The sequence below is a fragment of the Pseudomonas sp. RC10-4-2 genome (assembly GCF_050433085.1).
In the GTDB taxonomy this organism is placed as follows: domain Bacteria; phylum Pseudomonadota; class Gammaproteobacteria; order Pseudomonadales; family Pseudomonadaceae; genus Pseudomonas; species Pseudomonas aeruginosa.
In genome coordinates, this window is the sequence record NZ_JBNPXX010000008.1 from 308,353 (window position 1) to 324,447 (window position 16,095).

General features: G+C 64.3%; 19 protein-coding genes. 17 read left to right on the forward strand and 2 right to left on the reverse strand.

Features of this window, described 5'->3' with window-relative positions:
* Window positions 1-104: 104 nt before the first annotated feature.
* From FHW81_RS29220 to trpE, 5 genes are all read left to right on the forward strand, one after another.
* Entirely contained in the window at window positions 105-1,352 is a 1,248-nt protein-coding gene (locus FHW81_RS29220; RefSeq protein ID WP_010793491.1) for an ABC transporter permease, read from the forward strand.
* A gap of 105 nt (window positions 1,353-1,457) precedes the next feature.
* Window positions 1,458-2,288: an ABC transporter permease gene (locus tag FHW81_RS29225; RefSeq protein ID WP_003099535.1), complete on the forward strand. Its 831-nt coding sequence runs from the start codon at window positions 1,458-1,460 to the stop codon at window positions 2,286-2,288.
* A 123-nt stretch (window positions 2,289-2,411) separates the two neighbouring features.
* Window positions 2,412-3,086: a ribulose-phosphate 3-epimerase gene (gene rpe / locus FHW81_RS29230; RefSeq protein ID WP_003085122.1), complete on the forward strand. Its 675-nt coding sequence runs from the start codon at window positions 2,412-2,414 to the stop codon at window positions 3,084-3,086.
* Entirely contained in the window at window positions 3,086-3,904 is an 819-nt protein-coding gene (locus FHW81_RS29235; RefSeq protein ID WP_003099532.1) for a phosphoglycolate phosphatase, read from the forward strand. The genes rpe and FHW81_RS29235 overlap by 1 nt, the downstream gene beginning before the upstream one ends.
* 72 nt (window positions 3,905-3,976) lie before the next feature.
* A complete protein-coding gene (gene trpE / locus FHW81_RS29240; RefSeq protein ID WP_003085126.1) occupies window positions 3,977-5,455 on the forward strand; it encodes an anthranilate synthase component I in 1,479 nt (492 codons plus the stop codon).
* 317 nt (window positions 5,456-5,772) lie between these two features.
* Here trpE and prtN read toward each other — a convergent pair whose 3' ends face one another.
* Both prtN and prtR read right to left on the reverse strand, forming a co-directional pair.
* Window positions 5,773-6,087 carry a pyocin genes transcriptional regulator PrtN gene (prtN, locus tag FHW81_RS29245; RefSeq protein ID WP_003113203.1) on the reverse strand — a complete coding sequence of 105 codons (315 nt, stop codon included), beginning with the start codon at window positions 6,085-6,087 and terminating at the stop codon, window positions 5,773-5,775.
* Window positions 6,088-6,186: 99 nt separating this feature from the next.
* Entirely contained in the window at window positions 6,187-6,957 is a 771-nt protein-coding gene (gene prtR, locus FHW81_RS29250) for a transcriptional regulator PrtR (RefSeq protein ID WP_003113202.1), read from the reverse strand.
* Window positions 6,958-7,414: 457 nt separating this feature from the next.
* Here prtR and FHW81_RS29255 point away from each other — a divergent pair, with 457 nt between their 5' ends.
* The 12 genes from FHW81_RS29255 to FHW81_RS29310 all read left to right on the forward strand — a co-directional run bounded on the left by FHW81_RS29255 (window position 7,415) and on the right by FHW81_RS29310 (window position 16,089).
* A complete protein-coding gene (locus tag FHW81_RS29255; protein WP_003085132.1) occupies window positions 7,415-7,615 on the forward strand; it encodes a TraR/DksA C4-type zinc finger protein in 201 nt (66 codons plus the stop codon).
* Window positions 7,616-7,662: 47 nt separating this feature from the next.
* Window positions 7,663-8,022 carry a hypothetical protein gene (locus FHW81_RS29260; RefSeq protein WP_003118907.1) on the forward strand — a complete coding sequence of 120 codons (360 nt, stop codon included), beginning with the start codon at window positions 7,663-7,665 and terminating at the stop codon, window positions 8,020-8,022.
* Between the two features lie 459 nt (window positions 8,023-8,481).
* The gene (locus tag FHW81_RS29265; RefSeq protein ID WP_003101619.1) at window positions 8,482-8,835 is read left to right on the forward strand and encodes a phage holin family protein; all 354 of its coding nucleotides are present in this window, start codon (window positions 8,482-8,484) and stop codon (window positions 8,833-8,835) included.
* Between the two features lie 21 nt (window positions 8,836-8,856).
* The gene (locus FHW81_RS29270; protein ID WP_003113200.1) at window positions 8,857-9,372 is read left to right on the forward strand and encodes a hypothetical protein; all 516 of its coding nucleotides are present in this window, start codon (window positions 8,857-8,859) and stop codon (window positions 9,370-9,372) included.
* Window positions 9,369-9,926: a phage baseplate assembly protein V gene (locus tag FHW81_RS29275; protein WP_003085141.1), complete on the forward strand. Its 558-nt coding sequence runs from the start codon at window positions 9,369-9,371 to the stop codon at window positions 9,924-9,926. Before FHW81_RS29270 ends, FHW81_RS29275 begins: the two co-directional genes overlap by 4 nt.
* 152 nt (window positions 9,927-10,078) lie before the next feature.
* Window positions 10,079-10,405 (forward strand): GPW/gp25 family protein, encoded by a 327-nt coding sequence (locus FHW81_RS29280; protein WP_003113199.1) that lies wholly within the window; start codon window positions 10,079-10,081, stop codon window positions 10,403-10,405.
* The gene (locus FHW81_RS29285; RefSeq protein ID WP_003085151.1) at window positions 10,402-11,289 is read left to right on the forward strand and encodes a baseplate assembly protein; all 888 of its coding nucleotides are present in this window, start codon (window positions 10,402-10,404) and stop codon (window positions 11,287-11,289) included. Before FHW81_RS29280 ends, FHW81_RS29285 begins: the two co-directional genes overlap by 4 nt.
* Window positions 11,282-11,815 carry a phage tail protein I gene (locus FHW81_RS29290; protein ID WP_010895511.1) on the forward strand — a complete coding sequence of 178 codons (534 nt, stop codon included), beginning with the start codon at window positions 11,282-11,284 and terminating at the stop codon, window positions 11,813-11,815. The genes FHW81_RS29285 and FHW81_RS29290 overlap by 8 nt, the downstream gene beginning before the upstream one ends.
* 1 nt (window position 11,816) lies before the next feature.
* Window positions 11,817-13,922: a phage tail protein gene (locus FHW81_RS29295; RefSeq protein WP_106120593.1), complete on the forward strand. Its 2,106-nt coding sequence runs from the start codon at window positions 11,817-11,819 to the stop codon at window positions 13,920-13,922.
* Between the two features lie 7 nt (window positions 13,923-13,929).
* Window positions 13,930-14,370: a hypothetical protein gene (locus FHW81_RS29300; RefSeq protein ID WP_016852415.1), complete on the forward strand. Its 441-nt coding sequence runs from the start codon at window positions 13,930-13,932 to the stop codon at window positions 14,368-14,370.
* 42 nt (window positions 14,371-14,412) lie between these two features.
* Window positions 14,413-15,573: a phage tail sheath subtilisin-like domain-containing protein gene (locus FHW81_RS29305; protein ID WP_003109051.1), complete on the forward strand. Its 1,161-nt coding sequence runs from the start codon at window positions 14,413-14,415 to the stop codon at window positions 15,571-15,573.
* Window positions 15,574-15,585: 12 nt separating this feature from the next.
* A complete protein-coding gene (locus FHW81_RS29310) occupies window positions 15,586-16,089 on the forward strand; it encodes a phage major tail tube protein (protein ID WP_003085175.1) in 504 nt (167 codons plus the stop codon).
* Window positions 16,090-16,095: the final 6 nt, after the last annotated feature.

Here is a 16,095-nt window from a genome sequence, read left to right on the forward strand (position 1 = left end):
GACCCTCCAGAGAGGGCCGGAGGGGCCGCCGCGCGGCGGCTCCTCCTACCGTTCCACACTTTCCAGGGTCGCCCCGACGGCCCGCTTTTTTTCCGGAGTTCGCTATGGCCACAGCTGTGCCCATGTCCCAGGCCGCCGGCAGCACCCTCAAGCAACGCCTGGCGCGCGCCGAGCGGATGAACCGCCTGAAGTCCCAGGCGCTGATCCTGCCCCTGCTGGCCTTCCTGGTCCTGACCTTCCTGGTGCCGATCGCCGCCCTGCTCTACAAGAGCGTGTCCAACCCGGAAGTGGTTCGCTCGTTGCCGCTGACGGTAGAAGCCATCTCCGCCTGGGACGGCAAGTCGCTGCCGGCCGACTCCGTCTACAAGGCGCTCAGCCAGGATCTCGCCGAGGCTCGTCGCAACCAGACCATCGGCGATCTCTCCAAGCGCCTGAACATGGAACTGGCCGGTTATCGCAGCCTGATGGCGAAGACCGCGCGCAAGCTGCCGTTCAAGGAGGAGCCCGCTTCCTACAAGGACGCCATGGAGCAGCTCGACGAGCGCTGGGGCGACCCCGCCTACTGGCAGGTGATCCGCCGCAACGCCAGCAGCTATACGCCCTATTACCTGCTCGCAGCCCTCGACCACCGGATCGACGATCTCGGCGAAGTGGCGCGCGCCACCCCGGACCAGGCCATCTACCTGGACATCTTCGCCCGCACCTTCTGGATGGGTGCGGTGATCACCGTCATCTGCCTGCTGCTGGCCTACCCACTGGCCTACCTGCTGGCCAACCTGCCGACGCGCAAGAGCAACCTGCTGATGATCCTGGTCCTGCTGCCGTTCTGGACCTCGATCCTGGTACGTGTCGCTGCCTGGATCGTCCTGCTGCAATCGGGTGGCCTGATCAACGGCGCGCTGCTCAAGCTCGGCCTGATCGACCAGCCGCTGCAACTGGTGTTCAACCGCACCGGCGTATACATCGCGATGGTGCACATCATGCTGCCGTTCATGATCCTGCCGATCTACAGCGTGATGAAAGGCATTTCGCCGAGCTACATGCGCGCCGCGATTTCCCTCGGCTGCCACCCGTTCGCCAGCTTCTGGCGGGTGTATTTCCCACAGACCGTCGCGGGCGTCGGCGCCGGTTGCCTGCTGGTGTTCATCCTGTCCATCGGCTACTACATCACCCCGGCGCTGCTGGGCAGCCCGAACGACCAGATGGTCAGCTACTTCGTCGCCTTCTATACCAACAGCACCATCAACTGGGGCATGGCCACCGCCCTCGGCGGCCTGCTCCTGCTCGCCACCCTGGTGCTCTACGTCGTCTACAGCTGGCTGGTGGGCGCCAGCCGCCTGCGCCTGGGATAGAGGGCCTTCCGAGAAGGCCAACCGATTCCCCTCTGCCTTCGGAAAAAAGGTTGCCCGGAGGGCGGGGAGAGGGGGATCCGCACGAAACACATTGGAGAGCGAGTCATGCTGAGTCCCTACATGTCCCCGGTCGAGCGCCTGTGGTTCTACTCCCTGCGCATCCTCTGCGGCCTGGTACTGCTGTTCCTGGTACTGCCGGTGCTGGTCATCGTGCCGCTGTCGTTCAACTCCGGCACCTTCCTGGTCTACCCGCTGCAAGGGTTCTCCCTGCGCTGGTACGCCGACTTCTTCCAGTCCGCCGAGTGGATGCGCTCGTTGACCAACAGCATGATCGTCGCTCCGGCGGCGACCCTGCTGGCAATGGTCTTCGGCACTCTGGCCGCGATCGGCCTGACCCGCGGCGAGTTCCGCGGCAAGGCACTGGTGATGAGCCTGATGATTTCGCCGATGGTGGTGCCGGTGGTGATCATCGGCGTGGCCAGCTACCTGTTCTTCGCTCCGCTGGGGCTCGGCAACAGCTACCTGTCGCTGATCGTGGTGCATGCGGTGCTCGGCGTGCCGTTCGTGATCATCACCGTCTCCGCGACCCTGCAGGGGTTCAACTACAACCTGGTGCGCGCCGCCGCCAGCCTCGGCGCGCCGCCGCTGACCACCTTCTTCCGGGTGACCCTGCCGCTGATCGCTCCGGGAGTGATTTCCGGCGCGCTGTTCGCCTTCGCCACCTCGTTCGACGAAGTGGTAGTGACCCTCTTCCTCGCCGGTCCCGAGCAGGCCACCCTGCCGCGGCAGATGTTCAGCGGCATTCGCGAGAACCTGAGCCCCACCATTGCCGCCGCGGCGACCTTGCTGATCGGTTTCTCCGTACTGCTGTTGCTGACCCTGGAATGGCTGCGCGGGCGCAGCGAGAAGATGCGTACCGCACAACCCGGCGGCTGAGGCGCAGGGCGCGCCCGGCTTGGTCCGGGCGTCGGCTGCTGCGGCGAAAAGTCGTCATTTTCACCGCCAAAAACCGATAACGGCTACAATGCGCGCCTTCCGTGATCCCCTTTGAGGTGCGCCATGCAACCCTTCGCCATCGCTCCGTCGATCCTTTCCGCCGATTTCGCCCGCCTGGGCGAGGACGTGGACAAGGTGCTCGCCGCCGGTGCCGACATCGTTCACTTCGACGTGATGGACAACCACTACGTGCCGAACCTGACCATCGGCCCGATGGTCTGCTCGGCGCTGCGCAAGTACGGCGTGAGCGCGCCGATCGACGTGCACCTGATGGTGTCCCCGGTGGATCGCATCATCGGCGACTTCATCGAAGCTGGCGCCACCTACATCACCTTCCATCCGGAAGCTTCACAGCACATCGACCGTTCCCTGCAACTGATCCGTGACGGCGGTTGCAAGGCGGGCCTGGTGTTCAACCCGGCCACTCCGCTGGAGGTGCTGAAGTACGTGATGGACAAGGTCGACATGGTCCTGCTGATGAGCGTCAACCCCGGCTTCGGCGGGCAGAAATTCATCCCCGGTACCCTCGACAAGTTGCGCGAGGCACGCGCCCTGATCGATGCCTCCGGTCGCGAGATCCGCCTGGAGATCGATGGCGGCGTCAACGTCAAGAACATCCGTGAGATCGCCGCGGCGGGCGCCGATACCTTCGTCGCCGGCTCGGCCATCTTCAACGCCCCGGACTACGCCGAGGTCATCCGCGCCATGCATGCCGAACTGGCCCAGGCGCACCAGTAATGAGCGCTGCGGAGCCGTTCTTCGCCACGCGCCTGCCGCGTCTGGTGATGTTCGACCTGGATGGCACGCTGGTCGATTCCGTTCCCGACCTCACCGCCGCGGTCGACAGCATGCTCGCCAGCCTCGGGCGGCCGCCGGCGGGCATCGAGAAGGTCCGCCAGTGGATCGGTAACGGCGCACGCGTCCTGGTGCGTCGCGCCCTGGCCGGAAGCATCGAGCACGACGGCATCGGTGAGGAGGAAACCGAAGCCGCGCTGGCGTTGTTCATGGAGGCCTATGCCGACAGTCATGCGCTCACCGAGGTCTACCCCGGCGTCGTCGACACCCTCAAGTGGCTCAAGCGCAACGGCGTGGAAATGGCGCTGATCACCAACAAGCCGGAGCGCTTCGTCGCTCCGCTGCTGGATGAGATGAAGCTGGGTCGCTATTTTCGCTGGATCATCGGCGGCGACACCCTGCCGCAGCAGAAGCCCGACCCGGCGGCGCTGCTGTTCGTGATGAAGATGGCCGGCATCGAGCCCGAAGATGCGTTGTTCGTCGGTGACTCGCGCAACGACGTGCTCGCCGCCAAAGCTGCCGGCGTGCGCTGCGCGGCGCTGACCTATGGCTACAACCACGGCCGGCCGATCGCCGAGGAAGCGCCCACCCTGGTCATCGACAACCTGCGCGACCTGCTGCCTTGCGCCGACCAGGCCGCTGAGATAGTGTTGCCGGACGACTCCCTTTCCCCCTCCGACCAGCGAGATCAAGCCGTGGCGGTCAGCAAACTCTGGATGAAGGTCATCAAGGCCCTGGCGCGTTGGCGCTGGCGCGCCTGACATCATCCTCCGCCGGATAGCCGGCGCGCGTTTGCACCCTGTTGACCGTTCTCTCCTCCGATGAGGCTGATCATGAATCGCGAAGAATTCCTGCGGCTGGCCGCCGATGGCTACAACCGCATCCCGCTGTCCTTCGAGACCCTTGCCGACTTCGACACGCCGCTGTCGATCTACCTGAAGCTGGCCGACGCGCCGAACTCCTACCTGCTGGAGTCGGTGCAGGGCGGCGAGAAATGGGGGCGCTATTCGATCATCGGCCTGCCGTGCCGCACGGTGCTGCGGGTCTACGACCATCAAGTGCGGATCAGCATCGATGGCATGGAAACCGAGCGCTTCGATTGCGCCGACCCGCTGGCTTTCGTCGAGGAGTTCAAGGCGCGCTACCAGGTGCCCACCGTGCCCGGCTTGCCACGTTTCGATGGCGGCCTGGTCGGCTACTTCGGTTACGACTGCGTGCGCTACGTGGAAAAACGCCTGGCCACCTGTCCGAACCCGGACCCGCTGGGCAACCCGGATATCCTGTTGATGGTGTCCGATGCCGTAGTGGTATTCGACAACCTGGCCGGGAAGATCCACGCCATCGTCCTCGCCGATCCCTCCGAGGAAAATGCCTACGAGCGCGGCCAGGCACGTCTGGAGGAGCTGCTGGAGCGTCTACGTCAGCCGATCACCCCGCGTCGCGGCCTCGACCTCGAGGCGGCCCAGGGTCGTGAGCCGGCGTTTCGTGCCAGCTTCACCCGCGAGGACTATGAAAACGCGGTAGGAAGGATCAAGGACTACATCCTGGCCGGCGACTGCATGCAGGTGGTGCCGTCGCAGCGCATGTCCATCGAATTCAAGGCGGCGCCCATCGACCTGTACCGCGCGCTGCGCTGTTTCAATCCGACGCCCTACATGTACTTCTTCAACTTCGGCGACTTCCATGTCGTGGGCAGCTCGCCGGAGGTGCTGGTACGGGTCGAGGATGGCCTGGTGACGGTGCGCCCGATCGCCGGTACCCGTCCGCGCGGGATCAACGAAGAGGCCGACCTGGCGCTGGAGCAGGATCTGCTGTCGGACGCCAAGGAGATCGCCGAGCACCTGATGCTGATCGACCTGGGGCGCAACGACGTGGGGCGGGTGTCCGATATCGGCGCGGTGAAGGTCACCGAAAAAATGGTGATCGAACGTTACTCCAACGTCATGCACATCGTGTCCAACGTCACCGGGCAATTGCGCGAGGGGCTCAGCGCGATGGACGCGCTGCGGGCGATCCTGCCGGCGGGCACTCTATCCGGCGCGCCGAAGATCCGCGCCATGGAGATCATCGACGAGCTGGAGCCGGTCAAGCGTGGAGTCTACGGCGGCGCGGTCGGCTACCTGGCATGGAACGGCAACATGGACACCGCCATCGCCATCCGCACCGCGGTGATCAAGAACGGTGAACTCCACGTGCAGGCCGGCGGCGGTATCGTTGCCGACTCGGTGCCCGCGCTGGAGTGGGAAGAAACCATCAACAAGCGCCGGGCGATGTTCCGCGCCGTGGCGCTGGCCGAGCAGAGCGTCGAATAAGACGGCGCGAGGCGGAAGAAAAGAAGGCGGATGGCGTTTGCGTCATCCGCCTTTTTTGTGCCCGGCTGGACCCACGCATTGGCTTCGCCCTACGCGGCACCGCTTTCGTAGGGCGAATATCGCGGCGCGATATCCGCCAGGGAGCAGGACGCCGAACCCGCCTCAAGGTGAAGTGATCGATATGTCCGGTTGGCGGATGACGCCTTCGGCATTACTTGCCCACGCAGAAGGCGCTTTCGTAGGGGGGACATCACCACGCGATATCCGCCAGGCGGAGCATGGTGTCGCTCCCTACGATGCTGGCAACGGCGGGCCGCTCAGGATGCGATGCTATCAGCGCCCGGCTGTGCTCGACGGGCGCTTCCGGCTTGGTTCGCGCGCTGGTCGACGTAGGCGGCGAGGTGATCGAGGGCCACGAACTGCATGGCCTTGTGGCTATCGTCGAGGGTTGTCACCGGCAGGGCGATCCGCCCGCATGCCAGGGCCTTGCTGAAGTTTTCCTTGTTCAGGTTGCGAAACCAGCGTTCGCGAACCTGCTCCAGCGGCACCAGGACGTCGCCGAAGATGCGGTAGACCAATTCCACGGTTTCCTGGCGTGGAATCGGAGTGCTAGGGGCGATGGATGGCTGCATGGTATTCCCTCCTGCGGCTACACGTCGTTGAGGGGAATATAGCTTAGGTTGTTTTTTTATTCAATAGCTGAAGTTGTAGAGCGGGCGAGCGCCAGGCGCTCACCGCACCAGGGACGGGCCGCGCCGGTGGCGTACGGTGGACCACCAGAAGACCCAACCGATCATGCTGATCTGGCGGCTGCGCATGTCCTCCGGCGAGTACTCCTCGTCCGGATATTCCTCGCGGTTGAAGCTGCGCAGGCGAATGCCGCCGCCGGGCAGGCGATAGACGAACTTCACCCGCAGCATGCCGTCATGTTCGAGGGCGTAGATCTCGCCATCGGTGATATGGGTGGTGGCGGTGTCCACGCCGATGGTGGAGCCATCCATGATCAGCGGTTCCATGCTGTTGCCGGTGAGTTGGGCGCAGATCGCCGCCGACGGATCGACGCCCGAGGCACGCAGCGTGGCATAGGAAAAACGCAGCTTGCGCCCCTCTATCTCGCGTACCGCAGTGCGTCCGGCGCCGGCGGACATCTCCACTTCCTTGTACAGCGGCAGTTCCACTTCGTCTTCGTCCAGCGGTGTGTCGCTGTCCCACGGATGCAGCGGTTCCAGCACCAATGGGCTGCCATCGGCCACGGACACGGCACTGCGCGCGGCTGGAGCGCCTTCGCCGGTCTGCAGCCAGACCGGCGAGACGCCCAGGGCCGCCGCGATCTCGATCAGCTTGCGGGTGCTCTGGGCCTTGCCCGAGGTCAGCTTGTGAATGGTGTTCTGCGAAACCCCTGCCGCTTCGGCGAGGGTTTCCTGCTTCAGGTTGCGCATCGCCATGGCCTGCTTGAGGCGAGCGGCGAAGCTGTCGGGCGGGATCTGGGTGCTCTTGTCCATGCTCGGCAATCTACAGACCGATGGATTTTCTGTAAAGAGCCTAGGTGTTGACGATAAATAGCTTTGGTTGTAATTTCTCTTCCGTCAGAAAGCGGAAGGGGTGAGTTCCACAACTTCCCACCCGCCTTTCAGAGATTTCACATGGGTGCAGGGACGCACCCGGTTGTCGGCGACCGACGATGCAGGTGCCGACTGCTTGGGTGCCGGGGCCATGGGAAAGCGCTCCGGCACCTGGAGGGCCGGAGCGCCGTCCATGCAGACGCTCCGTCCCGCTCATTCATTCTGTCGCCGACCTGCTTCAGGTACGGCGGCGTCGTACAGGGAGTCATTGCCATGTCGCGAGATACGCACTCGCCATTTCCGCGCAGAGGAACGCAGGTCGCCGAACCGGCGCCGCGCATCTGTCATGTTCCATCCATTCGGCCGTCGGGCGTCGGGCACGCCAGGGAGGCTTTCCATGGCTGACCTTGCCGATCACGCCAACGAACTGGTCCTGGCTCGCCTCGACGGCCTCCTGGCGGCGCGCCCGGCGCTGGCCATCCGCGAGTCCGCGGAAGACTGCGAGGACTGCGGCGAGCCCATTCCCCAGGCGCGCCGCCGGGCGGCACCGGGCTGCAGTCGCTGCATCGACTGCCAGGACCGCCACGAGCGCCGTTGAACCGACCTCATGCCGAGCCCTCGCGGGCAGTGAAAGGAGACACGACCGTGATCAAAGCCATCGATGAAATGCTCAAGCTCTGGGCCGAGGAAATGCACGCGCCAGGCAGCAACGGAGGCGGCTACGCCGGCGGCAACCTGATCGCCATGCTGATCGCCAGCAAGGGCGAGGTGGTCCGCGGCCACCGTGGCAGCCGGGTGATCCTCGACCGTGTGGCGGAGGTCGATCGCCTGGTAAATCGCCTACCCGAGGAACTGAAGAACGTGGTGGTGGAGCACTATCTCAATCGCGACAGCTTCCCCGAGCAGAAGTACCGCCACTGCGGTTGCAGCCGCAACACCTTCTATCTGCGCCTGCATGTGGCGCACCAGGGTATCCAGGACGGCCTGCTGCGGCGGGTGGCCTGAGTTCCTGGACCGGATACCGTGTCCCCCCTGGAATTTTCCAACCGGCCTTCGAGCCGGTTTTTTTATGCCTGTCGCCCATGGAGGCGGTGAGTCCCATGCACAGCAGCGGACCCTGCACGGTAGAGGCGGATTCGGGCTGGCGTAGCCATCCTTTTCGTCAGTCGATGCCGGGCTTTCCACATCGGAAGTGGGTATGCGCTTGCCCGGATGCCTGGCGAAGGTTCCCAGGGTGGTATATCACCCTCATATCGTGGTGCGTCTCCCTCCTATTGCAGTGGATTGTCGAGAAGGCATTGCCGGGCTGGGAATCGGGCGGTAAAAAGTAGTCATTCTTGTAAAGGTGCGTCCCCAGGGAGGCACTCGTGAAGCACCGGAACCCGGCCCTGGCGCCGGGTTTTTTTATTGCCCGGGAAAACGTTCGTGCGGACGTGCCCGGCGCTGCCTGCCAAGGAGGGACCCATGGGCAACGAACCGCAGACACTGACGGAAATGCCGCTCTGGGTACTGATCCTGCTCGCCGCGCTGGGCGGCGTCAGCGGCGAGATGTGGCGTGCCGACAAGGCCGGTCTCGGCGGCTGGGCCTTGTTGCGGCGCCTGGCGCTGCGCTCCGGCGCGTCGATCGTCTGCGGCGTGGCGGTGATGCTGCTGGCATTGGCTTGCGGCGCCGCGCTGCTGTTCGCCGCGGCGCTGGGCAGCCTGACCGCCGCGGCCGGCGCGGAGATCGCAGTCGGTCTCTACGAACGCTGGGCCGCCCGGCGCCTGGGGGTTTGCGAGCTGCCCGAGGAACAGTCGGACGACCGTGGCCCGCATTGAAACTGATCGAAGGAGTCAACCATGCCTGAACAGGCTGTTACGCTCGAGGCTCTGTACGCGGCCATCGAGCAGGTACTGCGTGAGCGTCTGCCGGAGGCGCAGTTGATCGGCTTCTGGCCAGGCGTGCCGGAAAATACCCCGGCGGTTTCCCTGGAAATAGCCGAGCTACTGCCCGAGCGCGATCCCGGTACCGGCGAGAGTGCCCTGCTGTGCCGCCTGCAGGCGCGGATAATGGTGCCGCCTGGTGCCGATCGCCAGGCGGTATCCATTGCTTGCGGAATCGTTCGGACATTGCGCGAGCAGACCTGGAACCTGTCTCTGCAGCCGGCGCGCTTCGTACGCTCGGCCGTCGACGGCAGTCGCGAGGAGCTGAAGAGCCTGCGTGTCTGGCTGGTCGAGTGGACGCAGTCGCTGCGTCTCGGAGACCCGGAGTGGGCCTGGGAGGACCAGCCGCCCGGCAGCCTGATGCTGGGCTTCGACCCGCAGACCGGCCCCGGCCATGAGCCGGACTACTTCGCTCCGGAGGCGTTGGCATGAGCTATGTCAGTGCGGAGCATGACCGCATGCTCGCCGCGATGATCCTGCCCTGCGTGGTGGTCGCCGTGGACCTGGCAGCGGCGCGGGTACGGGTGCGCTCCGGCGACTGGACCAGCGGCTGGCTGCGCTGGCACTCCCTGGCAGCCGGCAAGGTTCGCCACTGGCGTGCGCCGAGCATAGGCGAACAGGGGGTACTGCTCAGCCCGTCGGGCGGAGTGTCAATGGGCACCTTTATTCCCGGTCTGTACGGCGATGCGGGCACGGCGCCGGACAACAGCGCCAGCAGTGAGACCTGGCGTTTCGACGACGGCGCCTCGTTGAGTTACGACTGGGCTGCGCATCGCTACCGCGTCGAGCTGCCCAGCGGCACCGTGGAAGTGAGGGTCGGCGCCAGCGAGGTGCGGGTCAGCGACGGGGCGGTCAGTCTCAAGGCGCCGAAGATCAGCCTGGAAGGACCGGTGGAGATCGCCGGGACACTGACGGTCAGCGGAGACATCCTCGGCGGCGGCTCGATCATCGACACCGCCGGCAACAGCAACCACCACACCCATTGAACATACGACGGGGCTGCCGAAGGGCGGTCCGTCGAACATTCAACCGGCCCGCGCGAGCGGGCCTTTTCGTTTGCGGAGTTCGCCATGGGCAACACTCACAGCCATTCGGAGCCAGGCGCGGCCTGTCTCTGCCGGAGCGGGAGGGCAGGGCGATGATCGGGATGGATCGCCGTAGCGGGCTACCCCTGTCCGGCCTGGCTCATCTTAAACAGTCCGTCGAGGACATCCTGACCACCCCGTTGGGCAGCAGGCGCATGCGCCCCGAGTACGGCAGCAAGCTGCGGCGGATGGTCGACATGCCGGTGAGCGAAGGCTGGAAAAGCGCCGTGCAGGCCGAGGTAGCCCGTTCCCTGGGGCGCTGGGAACCGCGCATCGGATTGTCTGCCGTGCGAGTCGTCGCGGTCGTCGATGGCCGCGTGGATCTGCTCCTGAGCGGCGTGTTCGAGGGCGAGAACATCAATATGGAGGTCTCGGCGTGATCATCGATCTTTCCCAGTTGCCGGAGCCAGAGGTTATCGAAAACCTCGATTTCGAGACGATTTACCAAGAGCTGTTGGGCGACTTCCGCGAAGCCATGGCTGGCGAATGGACAGCGGAGGTGGAGTCCGATCCGGTTCTCAAGCTTCTGCAACTGGCGGCCTATCGAGAACTGCTGCTGCGGGCGCGGATCAACGATGCGGCGCGGGCGGTGATGCTGGCATACGCCAGCGGTGCCGATCTCGACCAGATCGGTGCCGGCTTCAATGTGCAGCGTTTGCTGATCAGGCCCGCTCAGCCCGAGGCGGTACCGCCGGTGGAGGCGCAATACGAGAGCGACAAGTCGCTGCGCAATCGCATCCAGCTCGCGTTCGAGCAGCTGTCCGTCGCAGGACCGCGGAACGCCTATATAGCCCATGCGCTGGGCGCGGATGGAAGGGTGGCGGATGCCTCTGCGACCAGTCCGGCGCCCTGCGAAGTGCTGATCAGCGTGCTCGGGGTGGAAGGCAACGGGCAGGCACCGGAAGCGGTGTTGCAGGCAGTGCGCCTGGCGCTGAACGCGGAGGACGTGCGTCCTGTCGCGGATCGGGTAACGGTGCGCTCGGCAGGAATCGTTCCCTATCAGGTCAAGGCGCAGCTCTACCTGTTTCCCGGTCCCGAGGCCGAGCTGATCCGTGCCGCCGCCGAGGCTTCGCTGCGCGACTACATTTCCGCCCAGCGCCGCCTGGGCCGCGACATCCGGCGTTCGGCCCTGTTCGCCACCCTGCATGTCGAAGGCGTGCAGCGCGTCGAACTGCAGGAGCCTGCGGCCGACGTGGTCCTGGATGAAACCCAGGCGGCCTATTGCACGGGGTACGCGATCACCTTGGGAGGCGTCGATGAGTAGCCGACTGCTGCCGCCAAACAGGAGTTCTCTGGAACGCTCTCTGGGTGATGTATTGCCTGCCGAACTGCCGGTGCCGCTTCGTGAGCTTCACGATCCGGCACGCTGTGAGGCGGCCTTGTTGCCCTACCTGGCCTGGACGCGCTCGGTGGACCGCTGGGACCCGGACTGGAGCGACGAGGCCAAGCGCAATGCGGTAGCGACGTCCTTCGTCCTGCACCAGCGCAAAGGCACGCTGACTGCGTTGCGCCAAGTGGTCGAGCCGATCGGTGCGCTGAGCGAGGTCACCGAATGGTGGCAGCGAAGCCCGACCGGCGTGCCGGGGACCTTCGAGATCACCGTGGACGTCAGCGACCGTGGCATCGACGAAGGCACCGTACTGGAGCTGGAGCGCTTGCTCGATGACGTCCGCCCGGTGAGCAGACACCTGACCCGGCTGGACCTGCGCATTACCCCGGTAATCCGGTCCCGTCACGGACTAGCCGTGACCGACGGCGACACCCTGGAAATCTTCCCCTGGAAACAGTGACATGACGACCAATACTCCAAAATACGGTGGCCTGCTCACCGACATAGGTGCCGCTGCGCTGGCTACGGCCAGCGCAGCAGGCAAGAAATGGCAGCCGACTCATATGCTGATCGGCGATGCCGGCGGTGCGCCGGGCGACACGCCGGATCCATTGCCTTCTGCGGCGCAGAAGAGCCTGATCAACCAACGCCATCGGGCCCAGCTGAATCGGCTGTTCGTTTCCGACAAGAACGCCAATACCTTGGTTGCCGAGGTGGTGCTGCCAGTTGAGGTAGGTGGCTTCTGGATCCGCGAGATCGGCCTGCAGGATGCCGACGGCAAGTTCGTCGCGGTATCCAACTGCCCGCCCAGCTACAAGGCTGCAATGGAAAGTGGCAGTGCGCGGACCCAGACCATTCGGGTGAACATCGCGCTCTCCGGCCTGGAGAATGTCCAGCTGCTGATCGACAACGGCATCATCTACGCCACTCAGGACTGGGTGAAGGAAAAGGTCGCTGCCGATTTCAAGGGCCGCAAGATCCTGGCTGGCAATGGCCTGCTCGGTGGGGGCGATCTTTCTGCCGACCGCAGCATTGGCCTGGCGCCTTCCGGCGTGACGGCGGGCAGCTATCGTTCGGTCACGGTGAACGCCAACGGGGTGGTCACCCAGGGCAGCAATCCGACCACCCTGGCCGGCTATGCGATCGGAGATGCCTATACCAAGGCCGATACCGACGGAAAACTGGCGCAGAAAGCGAACAAGGCCACCACCCTGGCCGGCTATGGCATCACCGATGCGCTGCGAGTCGATGGCAACGCCGTGTCATCCAGCAGGCTGGCCGCACCGCGCAGCCTGGCAGCCAGTGGCGATGCCTCCTGGTCGGTGACCTTCGACGGCAGTGCCAATGTTTCTGCGCCGCTGAGTCTTTCCGCTACCGGTGTGGCGGCGGGCAGCTATCCGAAGGTGACCGTGGATACGAAGGGAAGGGTGACTGCTGGAATGGCGCTGGCGGCGACGGACATTCCCGGGCTGGATGCGTCGAAGCTGGTCAGCGGGGTGCTGGCCGAGCAGCGTTTGCCGGTATTCGCGCGCGGGTTGGCTACTGCTGTCTCGAACAGTAGCGATCCGAACACCGCGACCGTGCCGTTGATGCTGACCAATCATGCGAACGGACCTGTTGCCGGACGATACTTCTACATCCAGTCGATGTTCTATCCGGATCAGAACGGCAATGCTTCGCAGATTGCAACGAGCTACAACGCTACATCTGAGATGTATGTACGGGTGTCCTACGCGGCCAACCCTAGCATCCGGGAGTGGTTGCCCTGGCAGCGCTGCGACATTGGAGGTTCCTTCACGAAGACGACTGACGGGGCCATTGGAAATGGCGTCAATATAAACAGCTTCGTCAATTCCGGATGGTGGTTGCAATCGACATCGGAATGGGCGGCGGGTGGAGCTAACTATCCCGTGGGGCTGGCCGGTTTGCTGATTGTCTACCGCGCACATGCAGACCATATCTATCAGACCTACGTAACACTCAACGGAAGCACATATTCGCGCTGCTGCTATGCGGGCTCTTGGCGTCCGTGGCGGCAGAACTGGGACGATGGAAACTTCGATCCGGCCAGCTACCTGCCAAAGGCGGGATTTACCTGGGCGGCTTTGCCGGGTAAGCCGGCAACTTTCCCGCCCTCAGGGCATAACCACGATACCAGCCAGATCACCTCCGGCATCTTGCCTCTCGCTCGTGGTGGCCTTGGCGCCAATACAGCGGCCGGAGCACGCAACAACATTGGTGCCGGAGTGCCGGCCACGGCGAGCCGGGCGCTCAATGGTTGGTGGAAGGACAACGATACCGGTCTGATCGTCCAGTGGATGCAGGTGAACGTAGGAGATCATCCCGGTGGAATAATTGATCGTACCTTGACGTTCCCGATCGCATTCCCTAGCGCCTGTCTGCATGTCGTACCGACGGTCAAGGAGGTGGGGCGACCAGCGACGTCCGCGTCGACCGTTACGGTCGCCGATGTCAGCGTCAGCAACACGGGATGTGTGATCGTTTCCTCCGAGTACTACGGACTGGCTCAAAACTATGGCATCAGAGTGATGGCCATCGGCTATTGAGGTGAAAATGATTTTTTTCCATGCCGCCACGGGCGGCTTTTATTCGAAGGAAATTCATGGGTCCCGCATGCCTCTGGAGGATGAAATGCATCCTCTCGAAGACGCCGAGTACCAGGCTCTTCTTCGTGCGCAGAGCGAAGGGAAACGAATTGTCACGGACCACACCGGTCGCCCTATCTGCGTCGATCCGCCGGCTCCGGCCAAGGACATTCTCGTCCAACGGGAACGCATCTGGCGCGACCGGCAGTTACAGCTCACCGACGGGCCTCTCGCTCGGCATCGTGACGAGCAGGACCTGGGAAAAACTACGACTCTGAGCCAGGAGCAGCTTCGTGAGCTAACTCTCTATCGCGCCGTTCTTCGCGACTGGCCTATTGCCGCGGAGTTTCCCGACCTGAACGCAAGGCCCGAGCCGCCTGCCTGGCTCCAATCGCTCATCACCCCCTGAACCCCGCCCCGTGCGGGGTTTTTCATTAATGGAGATCTACCTATGAGTTTCTTCCACGGCGTTACGGTAACCAACGTCGATATCGGTGCGCGCACCATCGCGCTGCCGGCCAGCTCCGTCATCGGCCTCTGCGATGTGTTCACGCCGGGGGCGCAGGCAAGCGCCAAGCCCAACGTTCCGGTGCTGCTCACCAGCAAGAAGGACGCCGCCGCGGCGTTCGGCATCGGCTCGTCTATCTACCTGGCCTGCGAGGCCATCTATAACCGTGCCCAGGCCGTGATCGTGGCGGTGGGCGTGGAAGCCGCGGAGACTCCCGAGGCCCAGGCCAGCGCCGTCATAGGTGGTGTCAGCGCCGCCGGCGAGCGCACCGGACTTCAGGCTCTGCTAGACGGCAAGAGCCGCTTCAATGCTCAGCCGCGTCTACTAGTTGCGCCGGGTCATTCGGCCCAGCAAGCGGTGGCCACCGCCATGGACGGGCTGGCCGAGAAACTGCGGGCCATCGCCATTCTCGATGGCCCCAATAGCACCGACGAGGCGGCCGTCGCCTACGCCAAGAACTTCGGCAGCAAGCGCCTGTTCATGGTCGACCCGGGCGTGCAGGTTTGGGACAGCGCCACCAATGCCGCACGCAAGGCCCCGGCTTCGGCCTACGCCGCCGGCCTGTTCGCCTGGACCGACGCCGAGTACGGCTTCTGGTCCTCGCCGTCGAACAAGGAGATCAAGGGCATCACCGGCACCAGCCGTCCGGTGGAGTTCCTCGACGGTGATGAGACCTGTCGCGCCAACCTGCTCAACAACGCCAATATCGCCACGATCATTCGCGACGATGGCTATCGCCTGTGGGGCAATCGCACCTTGTCCAGCGACAGCAAGTGGGCTTTCGTCACCCGCGTTCGGACCATGGACCTGGTGATGGATGCGATCCTCGCCGGGCACAAGTGGGCGGTGGACCGCGGCATCACCAAGACCTACGTGAAGGATGTCACCGAGGGCCTGCGCGCCTTCATGCGCGATCTGAAGAACCAGGGCGCGGTGATCAACTTCGAGGTCTATGCCGACCCGGACCTGAACAGCGCCAGCCAGCTGGCCCAGGGCAAGGTGTACTGGAACATCCGCTTCACCGATGTGCCGCCTGCCGAGAACCCCAATTTCCGTGTCGAGGTGACCGATCAGTGGCTCACCGAAGTTCTGGATGTCGCCTAAGGAGCGCCCGTGATGATTCCGCAAACCCTGACCAATACCAACCTGTTCATCGACGGCGTGAGCTTCGCCGGTGACGTGCCATCCCTGACCCTGCCCAAGCTGGCTGTGAAGACCGAGCAATACCGTGCCGGCGGCATGGATGCGCCGGTATCCATCGACATGGGCCTGGAGGCGATGGAGGCCAAGTTCTCGACCAACGGTGCCCGCCGAGAAGCACTGAATTTCTTCGGCCTGGCCGACCAGAGCGCTTTCAATGGCGTGTTCCGCGGCTCCTTCAAGGGCCAGAAGGGCGCCAGCGTGCCAGTGGTGGCTACCCTGCGCGGCCTGCTCAAGGAAGTCGACCCGGGCGACTGGAAGGCCGGCGAGAAAGCCGAGTTCAAGTACGCCGTTGCGGTCAGCTACTACAAGCTGGAAGTCGATGGCCGCGAGGTCTACGAGATCGATCCGGTCAACGGTGTCCGTGCGATCAACGGTGTCGACCAGTTGGCCGGCATGCGCAACGACCTCGGCCTGTAAGAGGAG

Bases quoted from the DNA above. Each gene is read 5' to 3' on its own strand.
- FHW81_RS29275 (WP_003085141.1), top strand. From the start codon at position 9,369: ATGAGCTATGTCAGTGCGGAGCATGACCGCATGCTCGCCGCGATGATC.
- prtN (WP_003113203.1), bottom strand. From the start codon at position 6,087: ATGCAGCCATCCATCGCCCCTAGCACTCCGATTCCACGCCAGGAAACC.
- FHW81_RS29300 (WP_016852415.1), top strand. From the start codon at position 13,930: ATGATTTTTTTCCATGCCGCCACGGGCGGCTTTTATTCGAAGGAAATT.
- FHW81_RS29225 (WP_003099535.1), top strand. From the start codon at position 1,458: ATGCTGAGTCCCTACATGTCCCCGGTCGAGCGCCTGTGGTTCTACTCC.
- prtR (WP_003113202.1), bottom strand. From the start codon at position 6,957: ATGGACAAGAGCACCCAGATCCCGCCCGACAGCTTCGCCGCTCGCCTC.
- rpe (WP_003085122.1), top strand. From the start codon at position 2,412: ATGCAACCCTTCGCCATCGCTCCGTCGATCCTTTCCGCCGATTTCGCC.
- FHW81_RS29270 (WP_003113200.1), top strand. From the start codon at position 8,857: ATGCCTGAACAGGCTGTTACGCTCGAGGCTCTGTACGCGGCCATCGAG.
- FHW81_RS29235 (WP_003099532.1), top strand. From the start codon at position 3,086: ATGAGCGCTGCGGAGCCGTTCTTCGCCACGCGCCTGCCGCGTCTGGTG.
- FHW81_RS29220 (WP_010793491.1), top strand. From the start codon at position 105: ATGGCCACAGCTGTGCCCATGTCCCAGGCCGCCGGCAGCACCCTCAAG.
- trpE (WP_003085126.1), top strand. From the start codon at position 3,977: ATGAATCGCGAAGAATTCCTGCGGCTGGCCGCCGATGGCTACAACCGC.
- FHW81_RS29280 (WP_003113199.1), top strand. From the start codon at position 10,079: ATGATCGGGATGGATCGCCGTAGCGGGCTACCCCTGTCCGGCCTGGCT.
- FHW81_RS29255 (WP_003085132.1), top strand. From the start codon at position 7,415: ATGGCTGACCTTGCCGATCACGCCAACGAACTGGTCCTGGCTCGCCTC.
- FHW81_RS29290 (WP_010895511.1), top strand. From the start codon at position 11,282: ATGAGTAGCCGACTGCTGCCGCCAAACAGGAGTTCTCTGGAACGCTCT.
- FHW81_RS29295 (WP_106120593.1), top strand. From the start codon at position 11,817: ATGACGACCAATACTCCAAAATACGGTGGCCTGCTCACCGACATAGGT.
- FHW81_RS29265 (WP_003101619.1), top strand. From the start codon at position 8,482: ATGGGCAACGAACCGCAGACACTGACGGAAATGCCGCTCTGGGTACTG.
- FHW81_RS29310 (WP_003085175.1), top strand. From the start codon at position 15,586: ATGATTCCGCAAACCCTGACCAATACCAACCTGTTCATCGACGGCGTG.
- FHW81_RS29305 (WP_003109051.1), top strand. From the start codon at position 14,413: ATGAGTTTCTTCCACGGCGTTACGGTAACCAACGTCGATATCGGTGCG.